Source organism: Arthrobacter sp. H5 (genome assembly GCF_000520595.1).
Taxonomy (GTDB): Bacteria; Actinomycetota; Actinomycetes; order Actinomycetales; family Micrococcaceae; genus Arthrobacter_D.
Genome location: NZ_KI914980.1, coordinates 51,243 through 55,794 on the forward strand (window position 1 = coordinate 51,243; position 4,552 = coordinate 55,794).

Annotated in this window: 5 protein-coding genes; 1 reads left to right on the forward strand and 4 read right to left on the reverse strand. The window is 60.2% G+C overall.

What is annotated here, in order from left to right; all coding sequences use genetic code 11:
* The coding region (locus tag Y708_RS22745; RefSeq protein WP_035775224.1) for a substrate-binding domain-containing protein at nucleotides 1-345 on the forward strand (345 nt) is incomplete at its 5' end.
* A 64-nt stretch (nucleotides 346-409) separates the two neighbouring features.
* Here Y708_RS22745 and Y708_RS0104170 read toward each other — a convergent pair.
* The 4 genes from Y708_RS0104170 to Y708_RS0104185 form a co-directional block, all read right to left on the reverse strand.
* Entirely contained in the window at nucleotides 410-1,621 is a 1,212-nt protein-coding gene (locus tag Y708_RS0104170; protein WP_028278957.1) for a type II toxin-antitoxin system HipA family toxin, read from the reverse strand.
* Nucleotides 1,618-1,875, reverse strand: a complete 258-nt coding sequence (locus tag Y708_RS22750; protein WP_051478580.1) for a type II toxin-antitoxin system Y4mF family antitoxin — start codon at nucleotides 1,873-1,875, stop codon at nucleotides 1,618-1,620. Before Y708_RS22750 ends, Y708_RS0104170 begins: the two co-directional genes overlap by 4 nt.
* 390 nt (nucleotides 1,876-2,265) lie before the next feature.
* The gene (locus Y708_RS0104180; RefSeq protein WP_028278958.1) at nucleotides 2,266-3,045 is read right to left on the reverse strand and encodes a DeoR/GlpR family DNA-binding transcription regulator; all 780 of its coding nucleotides are present in this window, start codon (nucleotides 3,043-3,045) and stop codon (nucleotides 2,266-2,268) included.
* Nucleotides 3,046-3,111: 66 nt separating this feature from the next.
* Nucleotides 3,112-4,260 carry a Gfo/Idh/MocA family protein gene (locus tag Y708_RS0104185; RefSeq protein ID WP_028278959.1) on the reverse strand — a complete coding sequence of 383 codons (1,149 nt, stop codon included), beginning with the start codon at nucleotides 4,258-4,260 and terminating at the stop codon, nucleotides 3,112-3,114.
* Nucleotides 4,261-4,552: the final 292 nt, after the last annotated feature.

Consider the following 4,552-nt stretch of genomic DNA (forward strand, 5'->3'; position numbering starts at 1 on the left):
GGCAAGGCGGCCGCCACCCGACTGCTACGAGACTTTCCGGAGACCACCGCCGTCATCATTCAGAATGAATTGGCGGCCACGGGATTTGTGAACGGACTGCGTCACGCCGGGATCGAGATTCCGCGCCACCTGTCGGTGCTGTCGGTTGGATCGTCTGCCGAGATGGCCGCTATGGCCGACCCCGAGCTCACCGTCATGTCCTCCCCCAGTACCGAGCTTGGCCGGATGGGCGTGGAGGCGCTGATTGACCAGCTTGAGGGCCGCGCGTCGGAGCTGCGGCAGGAACTGGTGATGTGCACGCTGGAGGGCGGAAAGTCGACCGGGCCGGCGGCGGCGTCTCGTTAGCGAGCTCGCCTAGAGAAGGCGATCGCGCCAAGCGAATGCCCTTCCTGACCCCACGATGCAAGCCCTATCCCGCGTCCACCAAACGCCGACGGTTCTTCAGTTCCTTCACCCAGCTCTTGATCTCAGCGTCTGAGAAAGGCACAGCTCCCTCACGAAGGTCATCCATCATGCTTCGTGTTGCGTTCAAGGCAACCTCGACGACGCGCTCGGCGACCCGTTGCGGCAGTCCCGCTTCTCCCATCCAGCCCAGCAGATGCTTGCGGGAGATACCCGTTCGTTTCCCGTCGACCGGCAACGCGAGTGTCCTGTCTCCGTAGGCCACAGTTGACGGAATGTCATAAATCGGCGCGATCGCAGTACGGCCGTGCGCGTCCTGCAGCAGGGAAACGTTTTTCGCGTGGAGGTCGCCATTTCCTGTGAGCCAGGCGAAGACCATCTGCAGCGCCAGGTTCCGCAGTGCCGGAAGAGGAGCATCACAGAGACCAACCAGCTCTTCGCATACCCGTTCATACGGCACATCGTATTTCGCGGCCGGATGAAGCCCCAGCACTTGGGTTGCATCCTCAACCGCCAGCCGGCGAAGTGTGCCCTGTTCACCAGTCTCCCGATCGAACCGCTCCACCAATAGCCCCGGACGCCCGGTGACATCGTGCACCAGGCGCACGGCGCTAGCGGGAATTTTCAGTCGCCGCGCGTACCTGTACATAAGAAACTCGTTCTCAACCATATACCGGTACTCGGGTGGATCGAGCTTGAGAATGAAGCGCCTTCCCGCAGCTTCCACCGGCAGGGAAATCATTCCGGTCGAGAGCTTGTCCTGAACACCAGCCAACGCATTTTGATCAATGCCGCTCTGTTCCATCACCTCATCGAAGTCAACCGGAGCCTTGGGATCCAGTACGACGGCGGCAGCAACCTCCGCGGCCACGGCACCCTTTGGGACGATCTGCACATCGCCCACCGGGTCGCCACCCACTGCAAGGAGCAGCGACAGTTCATCATCGATCGACGTTTTCACGGCCCTGCGCAGCATTGACAAGCGGCGCCCTTCAGGCAACAAGCCGGCGAAATAAGGTGGTACAGCACCACTGGCCATCACCACAGCGTCAGACGACAGCGGAAGCGATGCCGCCAAGGCCGGACCGCCCGTCAAGAGGTATTCCCGCAAGTAACTGAACCGTGTCCCGCTCTCAAACCGTTCCAGCCGTGCAGCGAGCATGCCTCGCTTGTACACATCGGCCTGCCGTTGATCCTTGGCATTCTCGAACGACTTCACCGTTTCTTGAGCCCTGACATCTCGGTGACCGCTGGGACGTCCGACTCACGATGCCTGCCTGTGACCGCGAGATCGAGACCGAGTGTACGAAGAACAGCCAAAAGCGACTCGAGCCGGATAGTTGACTTCCCACGCTCAACGGAACGGACGAAGCGTTCTGAAACGCCGGAAAGGTCGGCCAGATCAGCTTGGGTAAGATGCTCGGCTACGCGTCGGGCACGCACGCTTTCCGCAAGCGCTTGTTCGAAAGCCATTACCCCTCCACTCTCTCAGACAGGCACGATCGTGCCGTTTTTCCATTGTGTCGTTATTGGGTGACGCAAACAAGGGCAACGATGCAAGAATCGGCATGATTGTTCCGGTTTATGCTCCTGCCGGTATCTTTGGATGGTGGTTCCGGCGCAAACGGGGTCAAGCGGCACGATCGAACCGATTCATCCTGCGGCGGCTGGCCGAGGAACGAACCTCCGACCAGACAGCAACAAGAACCTGCCCGGCCTGCGATCTGCGGTGGATCAGGGCAGCCATCGCGCGGAAATTCACTCGAATAGTCCATGCACTTACCAGCGGAGGAGCAGCGGAAGCCATTGAGCTAACGATACCGAGTGCCGGCGGAACGTCACTGCTCGGTGCGTCGGCTCATCTCAGCCCGCAGTCACAACCTCAACCCCCGCAGCCTTCAACCCACGCGCAATATCGGCCGGCGGCGTCTGGTCCGTCACCAGCATGTCCACCTCACTGAACGGCACCAGCCGGGACAGCGCCGATCGCTTCATCTTCCCGTGCGTCGCCACCACAACCACACGCTCCGCAGCGTTCATCAGGGCAAGCTTCGTGGACCGCTCGAAATCCCGATCGATGTAGAACGCATCATCATGGATGCCGCTCACCCCAATGAACGCCGTCCGTGCCCGGATCCCCTCCGCAGCCGTAATGGTCATCGGACCAATAAAAGCCTGGCTGTCAATCAGCAGCTCACCGCCCAAACAAATGGTGCGGGCAGAGGTCAGCTGCAGACACCGTTGGATAGTCGGCGCGGAGTGGGTGATGAGTGTGCCTGAGAATGATGCCGGAAGTTGGCTCACAATCTGGAAGGCCGTTGTCCCGGCGTCAAGAATGATTGCATCACGCGGTTCAATCAAAGACAGGCATGCTTGAGCAACCCGAAGCTTGGCATCGGAATCCTCACGCGCACGCGCAGCGAAGTCGGCATTATGACCGCCCGCCACCAAACTGACTCCCCCATGAACAACCCGGACAAGCCCGCGCTTCGAGAGCAGGTTGGTGTCCCGCCGAACCGTCATATCGGAAACCGCGAGGGCCTGCGCAAGATCGGCGGTGGAAACGAAGCCCCTCCTGTCCAACTCGTCGAGGATGCTCCGCTGGCGGATGGTCAGCGGGGATTCCGCCTCTTGGCTGGTCATCGGCTCTCCTCCATTGGTTGATCGACTCAGTTGCATCTAAATGTATGTTGAAAAATCAACACACCACTAGCGAGCCACCCGCGAGTCGACCGGCTGAAGATCGATAGCACGGCCTTCCACGATGGACCTCTCCGCTGCCAGACCCATCAGAACCGACGTGATTCCATCCGCGACAGTTACCTCAACCGGCCCCTCGCCCAGAATCGCCCGCCGGAAGCCAAGGTGCTCGTAGTAGGTGGAACCATGGTGTGCGCCGGCGGCCAAAACCGCTTCGTCAACCGGGACATCATGGGCAACGGGCCCAATGGGCGACCGCGGGCTGAACTCCACCCGCGCTTCAATCTGATCACCCGGGGTCCAGTGGCCGGCGGCAACCGGAATGAGGCACTCAATCTTCGCTTCATCACCAACAATGGAGATCCGCTCCTGGAATTTCGATCCCTCCGCAAACATGGACAGTTCCAGCATCGCCCGGCGTCCGCTCCGAAAGTCAACCGTCACGTAGGCGTTGTCCACCATGTCCGGGGTACCAGCCTCATACTGCTCATCGAAATGGTTCACGTCGTGGGCACCGCTGGCATAGATCCGCGTCGGCTCATCCTGCAGAATCACCCGCATCAGGTCGAAGAAGTGGCAGCACTTCTCAACCAGCGTCCCTCCGGTTCGTTCAGTAAAACGGTTCCAGGAACCGACCTTATGCAGGAACGGAAACCTGTGTTCCGTAATCGACAACATGACAACCTTGCCCAGCTTGCCGGAGTGCGCCGCATCGATAATCTCCTGCACCGGGGGCATGTAGCGGTACTCCATCGCCACCCAGACCGGAGCGCCATAGTCGGCAGCCAGCCGCTCGAGTTCCCGCGCATCCTCTTCGGTGGTGCAGACAGGCTTCTCGACGAGGATCGGCAGCGCGAGCCCGCTGGCGAAAATGTCCTTCAGGATCCCGTGATGGGTGTCATTGGGGCTGGCAATGACCAAAGCGTCAACGATGCCCGCGCTCAAGAGGTCATGATGGTCAGCGAACAGCTCAACCTCGTGCCCAATTTCGGCCCTGGTCTGCTCCAGGGATGAGGACTCCGGGTCAGAGACGGCAGTGATGCGGGACCCAGGTACAAGCGCGAGGTTCCGCACGTGCTCCCTGGCCATATGTCCGGCACCAATCAGGCCGTACCGGATGGTTGTTTCGCTGGAATCTGTGGCTGTCGCCGATGACATGGACGCTTCCTTCTGTAGTGCGACGAATTCTTGAGAGTGCCTTCTCGAGTGTAACTATACAGATTCTGTTGCTATTCGAACAGTGCTTGTGTATATTTCATCAAACAGTGCTCTACAACACAGCGGGTGAACATGTTTCAAGGACACGACAACAACACGCTCCTCTTCGTGGGATGCGCCACGCTCGACTCCATCGCCGTAGTCTCCGACTACCCTGCCGCAGACAGCCGGACCGTCGCTGACGATGTTGTCACCGCTGGCGGGGGTCCCGCCGCCACAGCAGCCGTGGCGG

Bases quoted from the DNA above. Each gene is read 5' to 3' on its own strand.
- Y708_RS22750 (WP_051478580.1), bottom strand. From the start codon at position 1,875: ATGGCTTTCGAACAAGCGCTTGCGGAAAGCGTGCGTGCCCGACGCGTA.
- Y708_RS0104180 (WP_028278958.1), bottom strand. From the start codon at position 3,045: ATGACCAGCCAAGAGGCGGAATCCCCGCTGACCATCCGCCAGCGGAGC.
- Y708_RS0104185 (WP_028278959.1), bottom strand. From the start codon at position 4,260: ATGTCATCGGCGACAGCCACAGATTCCAGCGAAACAACCATCCGGTAC.